Consider the following 16,621-nt stretch of genomic DNA (forward strand, 5'->3'; position numbering starts at 1 on the left):
TGGGATATCCGGATGTTTTCATCTGTGCGTAAAGTCGCCGATTCGGGCGGGAATGTTTTGCTGCGTTCGTTTTTTTCAGTGTTCGGAGTGGCGTCAGTCCTTTTGAGCGGGTTGTTGCTCGTTTCGCCTTCACGAGCTCAAGGCAATGCCGGCAAACCTCCTGCACTGCCTGTATCAGTGATTGAGGTTTCATCGGTGACTTTGCCGAACATTCTTGAGGTGACTGCTCAGGCTGAAGGCGCAAAAGAAACCGAGGTTCGTTCGCGAGTCGGCGGAATTTTGATCAAGCGCCTGTATGAAGAAGGCGCTTGGGTCAAAGAGGGGCAGCCTCTTTTTCAAATTGATCCTGAACCTTTCAAGATAACCCTGGAAGAGGCGCAAGCCAAGGCAAAACAGACCGCGCGCGAGGCTGCTCGGTTAAAAATGTTGTTCGCCCAACAAGCCGTCAGTCGAAAAGAATATGATGATGCCACGACTGCCAATGAGATTGCGCAGGCCAATCTAAAGACTGCCCGGCTGAATTTAAAGTGGTCGACAGTGACTGCTCCAATGAGTGGAGTCAGTGGGCGTGCACAGCGATCTGAGGGTAACCTGATCACGACGACGAGTGATGGCAGTTTGTTGACCTCTATCTACGAAATTAACCCGATTTGGGTGAGGTTCGGTCTTTCGAGCAGTGAAACTGCCAGACTTCCGGGCGGACGTCTCAACCCCGAGCAGACAAGCCAGGTGGAAATTTACTTGCCTAATGGCAAGTTATATCCCTATCCGGGAAAGTTGAATTTCCTCTCTACTTTCATTGATCAAAAATTAGGTACTCAACAATTTCGTGCCGAGTTCCCAAATCCGGACCAACAAATTTTGCCGGGACAATTTTTGAAGGTCAGACTTACCACCGGTAAACAGGAAAATGTTTATTTGGTGCCCCAAGCTGCTGTCATTCAGTCCGAACGCGGATTTATGGTCTGGAAACTGGATGCGGACAACAAGGTCGTGCCAGCTCCTTTGCAAATGGGAATGTGGCACGGCAAGAACTGGATCGTCTTATCCGGTTTGAAAGCAGGTGATCGTGTCGTCATCGATAACATCATCAAGATCCGCCCTGGTACTACGGTTACACCCACAGTTGTTCCGCTTGAACCAGCGGCAAAAGGAAGTGATCAGCAGAAGAACGGCAAGGAAGGTTGATGAGTTTTTCCAGTTTCTTTATTAGTCGGCCGATTTTTTCATCTGTCATCTCGATCACGATCGTGATCGCAGGATTAATGGCATTGCGAGTATTGCCGATTGCGCAATACCCGGAAATTGCACCACCGACAGTCGTGATTTCCGCCAATTATCCCGGTGCTTCGACCGAGACATTGACAAAAACAGTGGCAGGTCCGATCGAAGAGCAATTGGCGGGTGTTGAAAACCTGTTGTATTTCAATTCCACGGCCGCTTCCAACGGGCAATTGACGATATCCGCGACTTTTGAAGTCGGTACAAATATCGATATCGCGACAGTCAACGTGAATAATCGCGTGAAGATTGCAGAACCTCGCTTGCCTGATGTTGTTCGTCAATATGGAGTGACGGTACAAAAACGTTCAAACGATATTTTGCTGGCCACGGCGATCACATCGACACAGGGGGAATATTCTGCTTTATATCTCTCGAATTACGCGCTTATTAATGTTCTGGATGATTTAAAACGAATTCCCGGAGTAGGGGACGCCCAGATTTTCGGTGCCAAAGATTACTCGATGCGGATATGGCTGAATCCGGATCGTATGGCGCAATTGGGGGTGACGACAAGTGATGTCGCCAATGCGATTGCATCCCAAAATAAGCAAAACGTAGCCGGAAAAATCGGACAAGAGCCAGCTCCTCAAGGGCAGCAGTTGACTTATACCGTTACGGCAAAAGGGCGGTTGATGACCCCCGAGCAGTTTGGCGACATTGTCATTCGATCAAACGGCCCCGGTGGTGTCCTAAGAGTCAAGGATGTTGCCAGAGTCGAGCTTGATGCCGCCAATTACGATGCTTTCACCACCATGCTCGGACAACCTGCAGCTGTGATCGGCATCTTTTTGCAATCCGGCGCAAATGCACTGGATGTTGCACAACGGGTTTACAGTACGCTGGAGTCGCTCAAGAAAAGATTTCCGCCTGGTGTCGATTATGTCATTCCTTTCGATACGACCAAGTTTGTAGATGCTTCGATCAGCGAGGTTGTGAAGACATTGCTTGAGGCAATGGTTCTGGTTGCGCTGGTGGTTTACCTGTTTCTGCAAAATTGGCGTGCGACCCTGATTCCGCTCATAGCGGTTCCCGTATCCCTGATTGGCACTTTTGCCGGATTATGGTTGTTCGGTTTTTCGATTAATACCTTGACGCTTTTTGCGATGGTACTCGCGATCGGTATTGTCGTTGATGATGCGATCGTTGTGCTGGAGAACGTCGAGCGCTTGATGACAGAACATCGTTTGCCTCCCAGGGAAGCGGCTTACGAGGCCATGCGAGAGGTATCCGGTGCGGTGGTCGCGATCGTGTTGGTGCTAGCGGCCGTATTTATTCCGGTCGCATTTCTTGGTGGAATTGCCGGCAAGCTTTATCAGCAGTTTGCGGTAACTGTGGCTTTGTCCGTATTTTTATCCGGGATTGTCGCTTTAACGTTGACCCCTGCTTTGTGCGCCGTCTTGTTGAAGCCCACGCATACTGAACCTAATCGTTTTTTCAAGTGGTTTAATCGGAAATTCAACACACTCACCGAGAAATACAGTTTGATTGTCGATAAGACCTTGCATCACCGTTTGATTGGGACAAGTGTTTTTGCTTTAGTGATTGTTGGTAGCATCGTAATGTTCAGGGCCGTTCCCGGTGGATTTGTGCCTGCCGAGGATCAGGGCTATTTGATTAGTGCGCTTGTTTTGCCAGACGGCGCAAGCATTCAACGTACACAAAACACGGGTGAATCTTTTCAGCGCGCGGTTGTGCAAGATCCTGCCGTCGCTCGGGTATTTGTTATTGCTGGCAATGACATCATAGGCGGCGGTGTCAAGACGAACGCAGGCACAATATTCATACCATTGAAAGATTGGAAAGAAAGAACGACCAGTGCCGAGACGCTAGCTAAAAAATTCACTGGTATTGGAATGAGTTTTCCTGATGGCATGGCTCTGGTATTTAATCCTCCACCCATCAGGGGATTGGGTAGTGCTGGCGGATTCGAGTTTTATGTTCAATCCAAGGGTGAGCCTAATCCAGCTAAATTGGCAGAGGTGATTAATAACTTTACGGATGCTCTTCGAAATCGTCCCGAATTGACAGGTATTAATACTTTTTTCAGGCCGACCGCTCCTCAATTATTCCTTGAGGTCGATGAAGCTAAATCGCTTTCCCTGGATATACCGGTTGCCGATGTTTATCAGAGTCTGCAGGCAATGATGGGGTCGTTATATGTAAACGACTTCAACCTCAGCGGAAGAACCTATCGCGTCCAGTTGCAAGCCGATTCCCAGTACCGTACCGATCCTACTGACATTGGGCAGATTTATGTAAGAGCCGGTAACGGCAGCATGGTTCCTGTTTCGGCTCTGGTGTCCGTTAAGCAAGTTGTCGGTCCTGAGCAACTTGAACGTTTCAATGGTTTTCTTGCCGCCAAGGTGTTAGGTAGTGCCGCTCCGGGATTGAGCTCCGGAGATGCCATTCGCGTCGTGCGGGAGGTGGCTGGTCAAGTCCTTCCGCCTTCATATGATCTTGCATGGTCCGGACAGGCTTTTCAGGAAATCCGCACTGGGACAACTTCTGCAGTGGCATTTGTTTTTGGTTTGATCATGGTGTTTTTGATCCTCTCGGCGCAGTATGAGAAGTGGTCTTTACCGATCGCAGTTCTGCTGGCAGTGCCTTTTGCCTTGATGGGGGCGTTGATGGCGGTCATGATTAGAGGCATGCCCAACGATATTTACTTTCAGATCGGACTAGTGGTGCTTGTTGGACTATCAGCTAAAAATGCGATTCTGATCGTTGAGTTCGCAGCGCAGAAACGCGAACAGGGAATGAGCAGCATGCAGGCGGCACTTGTTGCTGCCAAGTTGCGATTCAGACCGATTGTGATGACTTCTCTGGCGTTCATCCTTGGAGTGTTTCCGTTGGTGATCTCTTCAGGGGCGGGCGCAGCGGCGCGTCGCTCAATGGGAACCGGGGTGTTCGGTGGCATGGTTGCGTCCACGTTTATTGCGACTATTTTTGTACCTATGTTCTTTACTTGGCTTTCGCGCGACAAGCACGGCAAAAAAGGTACTCCCGATTCGGGACATGCTATTGCAGAGGTGGTGTCCTCAAAACCTGAGGATCGGTCATGATGAAGTCGTTATATTCGTTACAGCCGCTGACTGCAAAGTTAAAAGTTGCAGCAATAGTCCTTGTCGCATCAAGCTTGTCAGGTTGCCTGCTCGGACCCGACTACGAACGTCCCGACATGAAGTTGCCGGATGCATACCGTTCTGCGCAATCGATAAATGATCCGGCTGCGACAGCCTCGGGATCGAATGCCGCAGCATTGCAAGCATCCGCCGCGATTCGACCCGACTGGTGGGATCTATTCAATGATCCACAACTTAATGAATTAATGCGCAGGGCGCATCAGGATAATGCCGATGTCATGATTGCTATGGCACGGCTTGGGCAGGCTGAGGCACTTGCCAAACAGGCAGGAGCGGCTCTTTATCCGACATTGAATCTTGCAGCCGGTGGAGTCAGGTCTTCATCGGGATCTGTGGCGACCGTATCAGGTGTGAGCGTTCTTGCAAATACAACGCAAGCAGCGCTTACGACTTCTTACGAAATAGATGTGTGGGGACGTGTGCGTCGCAATATCGAATCCGCCACTTCCCTGGTCAATGCAAGTGTTTACGATCAGGCAAGCGTTCGACTGACGCTATCCGGACTGGTGGCAAACACATATTTGCGCTTGCGCTCATTGGATGCACAGATTAATGTTTTAGAGGATTCTGTTCGCACCAGAGGCGATTCGTTGCGTATTGCGAAAGCCAAACTCGAAGGGGGTTTGGTATCTCCGATCGATTTGAATCAAGCTTTGGCGGCGCAGGCTAGCGCTCAGGCCTTGTTGTCTGAACAGAAAAGAGTGCGGGCCGTCGTGCAGAATCAATTGGCTGTACTGACCGGAAAACTTGATCTGGTTATTTCGCCTGGTGATGTTCGCGCATTGCCGATCCCTCCACTGCCGCCTGAAGGCTTGCCTTCATCCTTGCTTGAAAATCGTCCTGATGTGAATCGTGCAGAACAGGAGTTGCGCGCTGCTAATGCCAGAATTGGCGTAGCGACAGCCGGGCTGTTGCCAACGTTTTCGTTGACTGGGCTGCTAGGTGCGCAAAGTGTCGACTTCAGCGCCTTTTTGTCCGGACAAAGTTTGGTCTGGTCCGCTGGTTTGGGGCTGGTTCAACCGATTTTTTCCGGCGGACTCTTGCAAGGGCGTTTGGATTTTGCACGCGCTCAGCAACAGGAATCTCTAGGTAACTATGTCAAGGTCGTTCGCGGTGCCTACGGCGAGGTGAGTGACGCATTGGTATCAGTAAGTCAAACCTATCAAACAGAAATGTATTTGAATACTCAAGTCGCGGCGGCCTCCAAAGCTCAGGAGCTCGCTTTAACCCGCTATGAAGCAGGTTATGTCGACTTTTTGAGTGTGCTGGAGTCGCAACGTGCTGCAAACGAGGCTAAGTTGGCATTTGTCGTGAATAGATCCGCGCGGTTGCAGGCAAGCGTCGATCTTTTCAAAGCGCTGGGTGGTGGCTGGGTAAGACAGTGATCGCATGACTAATGATTAGGAGGGCAATCGGTTTTATTCAGATCGATTTGCCAACGGATCTGGCGAACACCACTTCTCCTTGATTGAATTTCTCATGATTTTCCTCCACCTCATCCAGATCATATAAATAATTGACCATGAGTCCGGCGGATTCTTTTAGACCTTTTTTCGATAAATCGGCCGCCCAATTAATTCGGTTTAGTCTGGCGCCGTTGCCGAGGTGAAATTTAGCGACAGGACTCCCGGATCGATGCGTCGAAAAATAGATCAAATAGGTTGCACAAAGAGTTTGCAAAGCATTTTTTTCAGCATCTGTCGAAGTCGCGGGTGTCCATCCTTCAGTCAGCCGTTGCACCCATGTTTTACCTTTGAGACTGATCAGTTGAAGAGCTTTTTCGTATTTTTCCGCCACGCCGGGGTGTTTTTCGAACACAGCGTGGTCAGCCGGTTTTGACATCCAGTCCACAAATCCGGGTATGGGTGAAAGCGTGACAAATGTCTTTAAGCTTGGAAATTCGGCTTTAAGTTGATCGGCCACCCGTTTGATCAGGAAATTCCCTAATGAAACGCCACGCAATCCGGGTTCGCAGTTACTGATCGAATAGAAAACAGCCACTTTGAATTTCGTTGCTTCATTGGGTTCCGATTTTTTATCGACCAGCGGGCCGATTGCATCCGGAATGTCCCCTAGCAAAGCAACTTCGACAAAAATCAGTGGCTCATCGGGTAATTGAGGGTGAAAAAAAGCAAAACAACGGCGGTCGGGTTGAAGACGTCTCCTTAAATCATCCCAACCATCAATGGCATGAACCGCTTCATGATGGATAATTTTTTCGAGTACATGCGCAGGCGACTGCCAGTCGACGCGATGCATTTTAAGAAAACCGGGATTAAACCAGGAAGACAGTAAATGCCTGATGTCGTAGTCCAACGCCGCTAGGTCGCGACGTTTTTCGAGTAATTTAAGAATTTCCCGGCGCATCGTCAGAATGATTTTCGTGCCGCCTGGTGCGCGATTTAATCTTCTGAGCAATTCTTGTCTGGGGGACTCTGTAATACGGGTCAGAGCAATCAGATTCCGCGCATCGGGTTGCTCTGCATAGGCTAGCGCAGCCTGCATCACGCTTTTTGGATCAGGATTGAATTTTTCTGCGAGTAAAGAGTAAAAGTCCAGGCGTCCGCCATCGTCCAGCGCCTGGTAGTGCCGAATGACATCTTGAGCCATGCTTGAACTGTTGGCTTCGCCAGGTCCGGACATCAAGCGTTTGACGGCTTGATTTATTTTGGATTGATGTCTTGATTGAACAATTTTTTCCAGCAGAATCATCGCAAGCTCCAAATGAGGATGGAATTGCCATCCGGGACATCATAGCGGGAATCTTTGCGATGAAATTATTTTTTGTTCAATCTCCGTCTTTTACTGACCCCAAAATGTCCGCATCCGCCGGCATGCTTAGTTTGGGGGCTGGTTTTGTCATGCCTTCCCAGTCACCGCCCAAAGCTTTGATCAGAGCAACATTGGCTAAAAATTGAGCGCCGTGGAGTTGCCATTTGATTCGAAGCGCTGTCAGGGAGTTTTGTTGGATTAAAGCAAGCGTCTGAGCGTTATCCAAACCTTCCTGATAGCGAATCAAGCTGGTCTGGTAGGCTTTAATGTAATTTTTAACACCCTCGTCTTGTTTGATTCTGGCCCGATCGTATTGTTGAATGTTGCTCATTGCATCCTGTGTTTCTTGAATGGCAACGAGAACGGATTGTTTATAGTTCGCAACTGTTCCGGCGTAACCTGCTTGTGCGAAGCGATAGTTTGCGCTGATTCTTCCCCCATCGAACAAGGTTTGTGTCGCAGTCAGTCCGATTGACCAAATCATGGAAGGCGCATTCAGTAGCGTTGCCATATTTGTGGAGTCTGTGCCGAAAAAGGCAGGTGCGATCAACAGTGACGGGAAGAATGCCGCTTTTGCGACACCGATTTGGGCGTTGGCTGCAGCCATTGCCCGTTCGGCGGCGGCAACATCCGGCCGACGTTCAAGCAGACTAGACGGCAAGCTGACTGGAAATGCCGGTAAATGCGCAGGTAACTTACCGACGGGGATGCTGAAATTGGCAGCGGGTGTCCCCGTAAGTGTTGCGAGCAAGTTTTCCTGCACATTACGCTGTGACTTCAGAACCTCGAGTTGAGCACCCGTCGTTTCAGTTAATGCCATTTGTTGGGCGAGTTCAGTGCGTCCGGCGGCACCTTCGTTGTAGCGTTTTTCGACAAGACTGCGTAGCTTTTCCTGAAGTGAAACAACAATCGATAGAACGCGTATCTCCTCGTCATATTGTCTGAGCAAGAAGTACGATGATGCGACCTGGGCACTAATAAGAAGCTTGACGTTTTCCGTATCGGCTCGGGCTTGCTCTGCGGTGTAATTGGCGGCCTCTACATCGCGACGAACCTTTCCTAGCCAGTCGATCTCATAGGTCATGATCGCGACTGGCCGATAGTCGTTTTGAACGGTTTGGACGTTCACTGAATCATAAGTCGTTCCGGGTCGGTTGGCTGATGTCAGTGTTCGAGACGCAGTAGCGCCCGCGGTGATAGTCGGCAGGAGCGCGGCGCCACGCGCTTCGCTTTGCGCGATCGCTTGATCTAGTCTGGCAAGCGATGCCTTCAACGTGAAATTGTTGTCCAGGGCCTTGGAAACGAGTTCGTTGAGCGTTTCATCACCAAATGCAGTCCACCACTTGCCTTTGGGAATTTCATCCGCAGGCTCAGCTTGCTTCCATAGAGCCGGATTTGCGCTGGGAAGTGACTTCCAGTTATCGGGCAGATCCAAGGCCGGCCTTTCATAGTCCGGTCCTATTGGCGAGCACCCGACGCAAGCCAATCCTATCAAGCCAAGAAGGATCAAGCGTTTCATGATCCCTTTTTACCCGATTCTTTTGTGGTTTCTACAACGACAGGCTGACCATCCATGATCGAATCGCGAGGATTGAGGATGATCTGATCTTGCGCCGAAACCCCGCTTTTGATTTCAACGGTCATGCCGTAATCAATTCCGAGTTTGACTTTTTTCTTTTCGATTTTACCGTCCACGACAGCCGCAACGTAAGGGCCGCCTGCACCAAAAATCAGTGTGTTAGTGGGCAGAATCAACGTATCGCCGGTATTGATTTTCATCGCGACTTCGACATAAGAACCCGGAAGAAGCGCTTTATCCTTGTTCGGAACTTCAACATCCACCTGGAGTGTTCGCGTATTGGTGTCAATAGCGCCGGCGGTACGAGCGACACGTCCTATGTAAGGCTTGTCCGGTGAGCTGATCTGAAAGATTTCGACTTCCTCGCCGACTCGCACTTGAGATGCGCGATCTTGAGGCATATAAACATACACATGCAGGTTATCCGTGCGAGCGATGGTGAACATAGCTTGAGCCGTTCCGGTGTTGCCTGCGTTAACAAGGTCACCCATATTTATGTTGCGACGGGTGACGTTGCCGTCAAAGGGGGCGACAACCGTTCCGAAGCTTTGTTGATCGCGCAGCCTTTTCAATACAGCCTCGGTTTGTTTGTATATTCCTGTTTTTTCGTCCAGTTCCTGTTGAGAGACCGCGTCTTGCGCACGCAGTCTCTTCCACCGTTCGTAGGCAGTTTTAGCCAGTTCATGATTGGCAGTCGCTTCTTCGACTTGTTTATTGATTTCGGGGATATCCAGAATTGCGAGTGTTTCCCCTTTTTTGACCGGGTCGCCAATATCTTTTAGCCATTTACTGACATATCCATTCACACGGGAATATATTTGTGCTTCATTGATGCCAAGCAAGGTTCCGGGTAGAACAAGTTTTGCTGTCGCCCCGTTTTTGTTGGCCGGAACCGGACTCGTGACCAGTACGTGCATGATGCCGTTCTTTTGGGCACGATCTGCTAGGACGTTGCTGTATGACCAACGTGACAAGAGGGTGGCGCCTAATCCGATCAGCATCAGGATCACAAGCAGGAGCGCCGCATTGCGCGTTATCTTTACGACTCGATTGCGACTCTGATCATTGTCGGGGCCGTGCAGATGAAATTCCGGCAAGCCTTGGTGCGCATGGCGTTGTTCGGTCATGTTGATGCTTTCCTATGATCGTTGCGTATTGCGAGCCAGCGGTGAAACGATGCAAAAACGACCGGCACGAATAAGATAGTCGAAACGGTTGCGAATAACAGTCCGCCAATCACGGCGCGACCTAGCGGGGCATTTTGCTCTGACCCTTCGCCGATACCGATCGCCATCGGAATCATGCCGATAATCATTGCAAGAGCTGTCATCAGAACAGGGCGCAACCGCGTCGAACCCGCCTCTAAAGCCGCGGACAGGGGAGGCAACCCGTCGTTCAACCGCTGTCTGGCGAAAGAAATGACAAGTACGCTGTTGGCCGTTGCCACCCCCATGGTCATGATTGCACCAGTCAAGGCCGGTACGCTCAAATTCGTTCTGGTTAGGATCAACATCCAAGCAATTCCGGCCAATGCGGCAATCAGGGCCGAAATAATGATGAACGGATCCAGCCACGATTGGAAATTCACCACGATCAACAGATAAACCAGAATGATGGCGCCGATTAGACCGATTCCAAGACCAATATACGAGTTGTACATTGTTTCGATCTGTCCGCGCATAACAATGCGACTACCGCGAGGCAATTCGCTTTTTGCTTCATCGATGATGACTTGAATTTCTTTGGCGACAGACGCCAGATCACGTCCCCGAACATTCGTGTAAATGTTTATGGAAGGAAGGATGTTGTATCGGGTGAGTATCGAAAACTCGACGGTTGGCGAAGGGGAAACAAGGTTGCCCAATAATTGAGGGCCTTTGCCGCTGGCTGTATTCAATGCCGAATAGGCGGCTGATTGTGCAGCGTTGGATGGTCCTACCGGTAGACGCATCAAGTCGTCTAAAGATTCTATACTGGCTTGAGGCGCTTGCACCTGAATCGAGTAATTGATGTTGTTAGCCGGGTTCAACCAGAATGAGGGCGAGGTTTGGGCGCTGCCTGACAAGGGCAGAAGCACGTTTTGCGCAAGATCGGCCGGCGTCAGGCCTATGCCTTGCATTCGGGCGCGGTCCATTTTCAATGCAATGGATGGCGTATCGAGTCGCTGATGAATGTGCGAATCAGCTGCTCCTTTGATAGCCGAAATTTTGTTGACAAGCTTTCCGGCAAGTTGTTGATTGGCTGCATAGTTATTACCCACGATCTGAACGTCGATCGCGGCTGGTATGCCGAAGTTCAAAATTTGCGTAACGATATCGGCCGGCTGGAAAAAGAACTCGATTCCGGGAAAATTTTTACGCAAAACCGGCAGCAACTCTTCGATGTAATACTCGCTTGGGCGATGCCCCGGTTTAAGTGAAATCAGAATATCTGCATCAAAGGATCCGATTGTTCCCGAGCTACTGTAAGATAAGTTAATGCCGCTGTTCGGTAATCCGATATTGTCCAGTATCGAATCGATTTCTTTTTCTGGAATCACTTGCCGAATGACGGCCTGAACTTCATCGGCGATGAGCGCTGTCTTTTCCACGCGCGTCCCGCTTGGTGCACGCATGTGAAGTTTGATTTGACCAGTATCCACATTTGGAAACAAGTCACGACCTAGAATGAAGAAAATGCCGCAAGACAGGATACAGAAACCCAGAAAGCTGGCAATGAATTGTTTGCGATGCGTCAGAAGGTGGCTGAGCAGCAATACGTAATGAGTTCGTAGTTTTTCAAAGTGATGATTGAATTTTTCGTGGATATCATGAATCCACAGGGTGATGCGCCCCGGATTGCCTTGGTTTTTGAGCAGCAAAAGCGCCATGGTGGGGACCAGTGTGCGAGAAAGCACATACGAAGCGAGCATGGCAAAAATGACCGCTTCGGCAAGTGGAACGAACAGATATCGCGCCACGCCGCCCAAGAAAAACATCGGGACAAAAACGATACAAATGCAAAGCGTGGAGACAAAGGCGGGAACGGCGATTTCTCCGGCGCCATCCATGATCGATTCATATAGCCCTTTACCCATATGCAAGTGACGCTCGATGTTTTCGATCGTGACGGTTGCGTCGTCCACCAGAATGCCCACAGCGAGGGCAAGTCCGCCAAGCGTCATGATGTTGATGGTTTCGCCCAGAAGCTGCAGGACGATCAGGGAAGTGAATATCGACAGGGGAATCGAGATTGCGATAATAGTGGTGGTTCGCCAGTTTCCGAGAAATAGCAAGAGCATGAGGGCTGTCAGCAATGCCGCAATCAATGCTTCATGGATAACACCGGCGATCGCCTCCTTCACGAAAACGGATTGATCCGCAAGAAGTTTGACTTCGATGCCCTCGGGAAGTAGCGGGAGCAGGGAGGGGAGTTTTGCTTTGAGGTTGTTGACAACATCCAGCGTGGACGCACCGCCATTTTTGAGTGCAGTCAACAGTAGTCCGCGTTGTCCATTTTGTCGGACGATATTGATTTGCGGCGAGAAGCCATCACGGACATGCGCCACTTCACGCAGATAAGTTGTTGCCCCGTTGATGGTTTTTACGGGTATGTCATTCAAGCCTTGAATCGAGGTTGGCGACGCATTCAACGAGATGTTGAATTCGGTATCGCCAATTTTCGTCGTGCCTGATGGGAGCGTGAGGTTTTGGGACGTGATGGCATTGATCACATCCGAAGATGTCATTCCTTTGGCAAGTAGGGCCTGGGGATTGATATCCACTGAAACCGCACGAACCTTGCCGCCGTAAGGAAACGGCATTGCAATGCCTGGAATCGTGACAAGCTGAGGCCGCAAAATATTCAACGCCGAATCGAATAGCTCTTTTTCGGAAAGTGTCGTGCTGGACATGCCTAACTGGATGACGGGGACCGAAGAGGCGGTGTATTTGATGACAAGTGGAGGAGTGATCCCGGGAGGCATTTGCCGCAACACGGACTGGGACGATGCAACAACTTGCGCAATCGCAGTTTGAATATTGACGTTAGGCTGAAAATAAATTTTGATGATCGCGATGCCGCCTAACGACTGCGACTCGATATGCTCGATGTCACTGACCGTCGTGGTCAGTGATCTTTCATGGCTTTGGGTGATACGGTTACCCATTTGCTGAGCGGATAACCCGTTATAACTCCAGATGACGCTAACGACGGGGATATTGATTTCAGGCAGCACATCCATTGGAGTGCGCATGAGTGACAGAGGCGTCGAAAGCAGAATGAGAATCGCCATCACGATAAACGTGTATGGCTTTTCTAGTGCCGTCCTTACAATCCACATCCGAATTTACCTAGTTAAGCTTTGTAAAAATTTAGGAAAAGATAGATCCGGAAATATAGGATTTATCATCAATTGATAAAAGTTTTGAGTATAGATGAACGCTTTTCAAATTCAACATATTGATTTATGGATGATTTTTTAACCGGAAGGTTCAATGTATACATATAAAACCGAGTTTTTCATTCATATCAAAATTATTAACAAATTTATCATTTTTACGCTCATTGGCTAAGTATTGTTTTATTTTTTCGAGTGTTAAATTTGATATTTCAACAGCCGGTCTGCTTACCCTAGGACTAACACTAGGTATGTCAGCTCGATACAGTCAATGTTGTTGAATTACAAAAACAATTCATTTCGAATTCAAAAATGTCGGTGGATTGAATTTAAAAAATTTTCAAGTTCTGATTCTGAAATATCTACATATACGCCGCAGAGCTAATATGAATCGATTCATTGATCAAGTAGATTTCCTATATTGATTTTTTGAGCTAGAGTTCAAATGAATGAGCGCGCCGGCCATATTTTTTTGATTGATGACGACAATTCGATGCGGTTTTCGCTTTCGAGGATGTTGGTTGAGCTTGGATACAGTGTCCAGGAATTTTCGAGCGCCAGGGAGTTTCTTGAGAACTCCTTGCCCATTTCTCCAGCTGCGATTTTGCTGGATATGGCCATGCCGGATATGACTGGTTTGCAATTGCAGGAAAAACTTCTTGAAGTAGGTCGCCAAACGCCCATCTTGTTCATCAGTGGCCAGAGTCATCCACAACAGATCGTCAAGGGATTGAAGAATGGAGCTTTTGATTTTCTGTTCAAGCCCTTCAATCTGGAAGAGCTGATCAATGCGTTGAACTCGGCAATCCAGTTGGATCAGAACCAGCTGAAAAAGATAACAAGCGATATTCATGCCCGCAGACGCTTTGATAGTTTGACCGCACGCGAAAAAGAAACTTGCCATTTACTTGTTAAGGGGTTGTCAAACAAGGAAATCGCCCAGCAGCTTGGCATTACTGATGCAACCATCAAAATCCACAAGGCGAGAGTGCTGCAAAAAATGCAACTCGATTCAATTCCCACCTTAGTTAAGGTGTATTTTGAATCAGATTTAAATAAGGACGAGGGTTAGCTGACCCAGCACATACTTGCTTTACACTTGGTCACCTATTTAATTAAGGTGATCGATGTGATGCAAAATCAGAAATTACTGGCTTTTGTGCAAGGCTTGAGCCGGCTGCTGCAGAGCAATCCCGCGGAAGATATCATCCTCAAAGAGGGGGGGGGCCTGTTGGCGACATTGGTCGCCCAAGATGACTGGTTGCCGGAGCTATTCACCCAACCCCATCCCCAGTTTTATCAGCAGTACCTGCTGTATGCCGATCCCTTGGATCGCTTTTCCATTGTTAGTTTTGTCTGGGGACCCGGTCAAAAAACACCGGTTCACGATCATATGACCTGGGGACTGATCGGGATGCTGCGTGGACAGGAAATCGATACGCACTATTTCAGACAAGCCGATCAGACTTTTAGGCGTGGTGATAGCCATATCCTCAAACCGGGAGATATCGGCTCTGTATCGCCTGCGACTCATGATGTTCATGAAGTTGCGAATTTTTATCAGGATAGGGTTTCCATTAGCATTCATGTTTATGGAGGGAACATTGGGCGAATCCAACGACATGTTTTTAATCCCGGGACCGGAGAGTCAAAGGATTTTGTGTCGGGGTACTCGAACAATGTGGTGCCTAATTTGTGGTCTTAAGAATTAGATTGTTGAAGCTGGAAAAATGACGAATTCAAACATTTCAATGCCCATTGCGCGCGTTCATTATCAGGACGTGCGCGCACGATTACTCGCTAAACAGGAAATCGCATTGCTTGATGTGCGTGAGGAGGATCCTCATGCGCAATCTCATCCATTATTCGCGGCCAATTTTCCGTTGTCGCGATTGGAGCAGGATGCTTTTTCCAAGCTTCCACGCCATGATGTCCACATCGTGACATTCGATGATGGTGTGACGAAAAATAAGGACGGATTGACTGATGCGGAACTTGCTGCAGCACGTTTAATCAGTCTGGGCTATACCGATGTTTCTATTTTTGATGGCGGGCTAGTGGCATGGCAACAGGCAGGTGGCGAGCTTTTCAAGGACGTAAACGTACCGAGCAAGTCTTTTGGTGAGCTTGTCGAAGCGCGCGCCCATACCCCATCATTGGCGGCAGAGCAGGTTCAAGCATTGATAAATGAAAAGGCCGATATAGTCATTGTTGATGCGCGCCGATTCGATGAATACAACACAATGAGTATTCCGACCGCGATCAGTTGTCCGGGAGCTGAACTGGTGCTGCGAATCGCCGAACTCGCGCCACGTCCTGAAACCAGAGTGATTGTCAATTGTGCAGGGCGAACCCGAAGCATTATCGGAACACAATCCTTGATCAATGCCGGAATTCCAAATCAAGTCAGCGCATTGCGAAATGGCACGATTGGCTGGACGCTGGCTGGTCAGACTCTTGATCGTGGCCAGGTTCGCAAATTCGGTGATGTTTCAAATGAAACCAAATCGAATGCCGCAAAACGAGCTCGGGATGTTGCTGATCGTGCGGGGGTCAAACGTGCACAGTTTTCTGATATTCAGAGTTGGCGACAGCAGATTGGTAGAACAACTTATTTTCTGGATACGCGAACACCTGAAGAGTACGCAGCAGGACATTTGCCCGGCTTCCGTTCAACCCCTGGCGGGCAGCTTGTGCAGGAAACCGAAATGGTTGCACCGGTGCGTGGAGCAAGAATTGTGCTCGCAGATACCGATGGCGTCCGTTCTAACATGACCGCATCCTGGTTGGCTCAGATGGCTTGGGATGTGCATGTCCTCGATGGTGTGGACGTATCGCAACTGACTGAGCTCGGTGCGTGGCAGCCAGTCTTGCCAAAGATGCCGGTCGTGCCTGAACTTGATGCGGTCGCTTTAAAGAGTGAAATCGGAAAAGTTGTTTCAGGATCAGTTGTCGTGATTGATCTAGCCAAGCATGCGCAGTATGTCCAGGGCCATATTCCAGGTGCATATTACGTCCTGAGATCTCAGTTCGATTCAGCAGTGAAGTCCTTGCCCAAGTCATCACGCTATGTGCTGACGTGCCCGGACGGCGTGCAGTCCATGTTTGCTTTCGAAGAGATCAAAGCTTTACTTCAGTCGCAGAATAGCGATGGACCTGAAATTGATCTTCGCGTGCTTAAAGGAGGTACGCAAGCCTGGAAATCGGCGGGGCAAGCGCTGGAGACAGGTCCGCAGCGGCTGATCAGCGAACCACTCGACAGGTACAAACGTCCCTACGAAGGTACTGAGGTACCTCGTGAGGCAATGCAGGCATATCTTGATTGGGAATTCGGTTTGATCGAACAATTGAGGCGCGATGGAACCCATCACTTCTGGGTGTTGTGATCAAGGTTCGCGTGGCGATCGGTTACATCGCCGCGCATGGTCTTTGTAACGGGCTTCAAGCGGAGCATCAAGCAATACA

At 49.3% G+C, this 16,621-nt stretch carries 10 protein-coding genes; 6 read left to right on the plus strand and 4 right to left on the minus strand.

Going from position 1 to position 16,621, the window contains the following annotated elements:
- Window positions 1–12: 12 nt before the first annotated feature.
- From G3I67_RS10895 to G3I67_RS10905, 3 genes are read left to right on the plus strand one after another with little or no spacing between them, the layout of a single operon-like run.
- Entirely contained in the window at window positions 13–1,188 is a 1,176-nt protein-coding gene (locus G3I67_RS10895; protein ID WP_163655255.1) for an efflux RND transporter periplasmic adaptor subunit, read from the plus strand.
- The gene (locus G3I67_RS10900; RefSeq protein ID WP_163655257.1) at window positions 1,188–4,346 is read left to right on the plus strand and encodes an efflux RND transporter permease subunit; all 3,159 of its coding nucleotides are present in this window, start codon (window positions 1,188–1,190) and stop codon (window positions 4,344–4,346) included. The genes G3I67_RS10895 and G3I67_RS10900 overlap by 1 nt, the downstream gene beginning before the upstream one ends.
- Window positions 4,343–5,812, plus strand: a complete 1,470-nt coding sequence (locus tag G3I67_RS10905) for an efflux transporter outer membrane subunit (protein ID WP_163655260.1) — start codon at window positions 4,343–4,345, stop codon at window positions 5,810–5,812. The genes G3I67_RS10900 and G3I67_RS10905 overlap by 4 nt, the downstream gene beginning before the upstream one ends.
- Before the next feature lie 37 nt (window positions 5,813–5,849).
- Here G3I67_RS10905 and G3I67_RS10910 read toward each other — a convergent pair whose 3' ends face one another.
- The 4 genes from G3I67_RS10910 to G3I67_RS10925 all read right to left on the minus strand — a co-directional run bounded on the left by G3I67_RS10910 (window position 5,850) and on the right by G3I67_RS10925 (window position 13,099).
- The gene (locus G3I67_RS10910; RefSeq protein WP_235931868.1) at window positions 5,850–7,139 is read right to left on the minus strand and encodes a malonyl-CoA decarboxylase; all 1,290 of its coding nucleotides are present in this window, start codon (window positions 7,137–7,139) and stop codon (window positions 5,850–5,852) included.
- A gap of 76 nt (window positions 7,140–7,215) precedes the next feature.
- A complete protein-coding gene (locus tag G3I67_RS10915; protein ID WP_163655263.1) occupies window positions 7,216–8,718 on the minus strand; it encodes an efflux transporter outer membrane subunit in 1,503 nt (500 codons plus the stop codon).
- Complete coding sequence (locus G3I67_RS10920) at window positions 8,715–9,905, minus strand: efflux RND transporter periplasmic adaptor subunit (protein ID WP_163655265.1); 1,191 nt, start codon at window positions 9,903–9,905, stop codon at window positions 8,715–8,717. Before G3I67_RS10920 ends, G3I67_RS10915 begins: the two co-directional genes overlap by 4 nt.
- On the minus strand, window positions 9,902–13,099 hold the full coding sequence (locus tag G3I67_RS10925) for an efflux RND transporter permease subunit (RefSeq protein WP_163655267.1): 3,198 nt from the start codon (window positions 13,097–13,099) through the stop codon (window positions 9,902–9,904). The genes G3I67_RS10920 and G3I67_RS10925 overlap by 4 nt, the downstream gene beginning before the upstream one ends.
- A gap of 502 nt (window positions 13,100–13,601) precedes the next feature.
- Here G3I67_RS10925 and G3I67_RS10930 point away from each other — a divergent pair.
- The 3 genes from G3I67_RS10930 to G3I67_RS10940 are packed head-to-tail and all read left to right on the plus strand — an operon-like array spanning window position 13,602 to window position 16,542.
- The gene (locus G3I67_RS10930) at window positions 13,602–14,228 is read left to right on the plus strand and encodes a response regulator transcription factor (protein ID WP_163655269.1); all 627 of its coding nucleotides are present in this window, start codon (window positions 13,602–13,604) and stop codon (window positions 14,226–14,228) included.
- Between the two features lie 60 nt (window positions 14,229–14,288).
- Entirely contained in the window at window positions 14,289–14,861 is a 573-nt protein-coding gene (locus tag G3I67_RS10935; RefSeq protein WP_163655271.1) for a cysteine dioxygenase family protein, read from the plus strand.
- A 25-nt stretch (window positions 14,862–14,886) separates the two neighbouring features.
- Window positions 14,887–16,542, plus strand: a complete 1,656-nt coding sequence (locus tag G3I67_RS10940) for a rhodanese-like domain-containing protein (RefSeq protein WP_163655273.1) — start codon at window positions 14,887–14,889, stop codon at window positions 16,540–16,542.
- Window positions 16,543–16,621: the final 79 nt, after the last annotated feature.

Source organism: Sheuella amnicola (genome assembly GCF_010499255.1).
Taxonomy (GTDB): Bacteria; Pseudomonadota; Gammaproteobacteria; order Burkholderiales; family Burkholderiaceae_B; genus Zwartia; species Zwartia amnicola.

Excerpts from the sequence above, each read along its gene's own strand:
- G3I67_RS10895 (WP_163655255.1), top strand. The coding sequence starts at position 13 with ATGTTTTCATCTGTGCGTAAAGTCGCCGATTCGGGCGGGAATGTTTTG.
- G3I67_RS10900 (WP_163655257.1), top strand. The coding sequence starts at position 1,188 with ATGAGTTTTTCCAGTTTCTTTATTAGTCGGCCGATTTTTTCATCTGTC.
- G3I67_RS10905 (WP_163655260.1), top strand. The coding sequence starts at position 4,343 with ATGATGAAGTCGTTATATTCGTTACAGCCGCTGACTGCAAAGTTAAAA.
- G3I67_RS10910 (WP_235931868.1), bottom strand. The coding sequence starts at position 7,139 with ATGATTCTGCTGGAAAAAATTGTTCAATCAAGACATCAATCCAAAATA.
- G3I67_RS10915 (WP_163655263.1), bottom strand. The coding sequence starts at position 8,718 with ATGAAACGCTTGATCCTTCTTGGCTTGATAGGATTGGCTTGCGTCGGG.
- G3I67_RS10920 (WP_163655265.1), bottom strand. The coding sequence starts at position 9,905 with ATGACCGAACAACGCCATGCGCACCAAGGCTTGCCGGAATTTCATCTG.
- G3I67_RS10925 (WP_163655267.1), bottom strand. The coding sequence starts at position 13,099 with ATGTGGATTGTAAGGACGGCACTAGAAAAGCCATACACGTTTATCGTG.
- G3I67_RS10930 (WP_163655269.1), top strand. The coding sequence starts at position 13,602 with ATGAATGAGCGCGCCGGCCATATTTTTTTGATTGATGACGACAATTCG.
- G3I67_RS10935 (WP_163655271.1), top strand. The coding sequence starts at position 14,289 with ATGCAAAATCAGAAATTACTGGCTTTTGTGCAAGGCTTGAGCCGGCTG.
- G3I67_RS10940 (WP_163655273.1), top strand. The coding sequence starts at position 14,887 with ATGACGAATTCAAACATTTCAATGCCCATTGCGCGCGTTCATTATCAG.